The organism is Streptomyces swartbergensis, assembly GCF_002148965.1.
Lineage (GTDB): Bacteria > Actinomycetota > Actinomycetes > Streptomycetales > Streptomycetaceae > Streptomyces > Streptomyces swartbergensis.
On the sequence record NZ_NGFN01000706.1, the window covers coordinates 1 to 1,318 of the forward strand.

The 1,318-nt window shown below is 71.2% G+C and carries 1 protein-coding gene and 1 pseudogene; both read right to left on the reverse strand.

Annotated features, from left to right (window positions below; all coding sequences use genetic code 11):
• Window positions 1–280: pseudogene (locus tag CA983_RS43745) on the reverse strand (hypothetical protein); the annotation flags it as partial.
• Window positions 281–348: 68 nt separating this feature from the next.
• The coding region (locus tag CA983_RS43750) for an AAA family ATPase (protein WP_086606121.1) at window positions 349–1,318 on the reverse strand (970 nt) is incomplete at its 5' end.

Below are 1,318 nucleotides of genomic sequence, written 5' to 3' on the forward strand. Positions count from 1 at the left end.
GGGGAGGAAGGTCCTTGTCGGCCGCGGACAGATCGGGGAGTGCGTCGTCGTCCGCCGGCGGCCGGGCCGGCCGTTCGGCGCCGGCGTCCTGTGGGCGGGCCTTCTCCACGGCCGGGGCCGGCGCCTCGGGAGCCGCGCTGCCGGGACCTTCGTACCGGCTCCGGTGGGCGGCCAGCCATACCGCGTCGGCGAACTCCTGCCAGCGGGGGACGAAGTGATCGGGAGCGGCCGGGACCCGGTCTCCGGGCTCGCTCGCGCGCGCGAGCGGCTCGGGGGACACCGAAGGAGGCGGCGACGATCCCGATGCGGGATCCCCGTCGCCCGGTCCGGATGCGCGCTCCCGGGTCATCAGCGGCCCTTCGCGAGGTCGCGGAGCAGCAGTTCGACGAGCTTACGCCCGTCACCGTCAGCCTGGAAACCACCCGCAGTAGTCATCTGGACAGCGTTGAGCAACTGGTCGAGGGAGTGGACGCCGCCCGCCTGGACCCGCTGAACGAACAGGTCGACGAGGTCTTCGGTGCCTCGCGGCCTGAGCCCCAAGTGCCCTTCGACCATGGCCAGTAGTTGCTCCCGGGTCGGGGTGTGCATCTCCATCGGCAGACAGCGGCGGCGGAAGGCGGCGGGAAACTCCCGCTCCCCATTGCTGGTGATCACCACGACCGGGAACTCCCGGCACTCGACGCGTCCGTCGCGCACCACGGCCCGGCCCCCCGGATCGCTGGTGTGCACGCTCGCGGCCTCGGCGGCGTCGCGCACCAGCTCCGGAACCTCATAACTTCCATTCTCCAGAACGTGCAACAGGTCGTTCGGCAGGTCGATGTCGCTCTTGTCGAGTTCGTCGACGAGAAGCACCCGGGGCCGTTCGTAGGGCAGCAGGGCGGTTCCCAACGGTCCCAGTGTAATGAACTCGCCTATAACCGGCGCAAGTTGACGATCTCTTGACACGGTCGCGTGGTTGACGGTCTGTTCGTCGTCTTCGAACACCGGCTCCGCCCGGGCCGTGTCGCGCAGCCCCGCCTGCCAGGCGGCGATGGCCTGGGCGCGGCCCATGGCGTCGTGGACGTACAGGCCGTCGCGCAGGCTCGTACGGCTCACGATGTTCCATTCGAGTACCCGGCCGAGCCCCAGCTCACGCGAGATCAGGTAGGCGAGCGTCGACTTGCCGACGCCGGGCGGGCCGGTGATCAGCAGCGGGCGGCGCAGCAGCAGGGCGGCGTTGACCGTCTCGATCTGTTCCTCGTCGAGCTGGGGGGTGAGGCCGCCGGGGCCCAGGCGGCGCAGCGCCGCCTCGGCGTCGTCCGGGGGCGGGGGCTGCGCC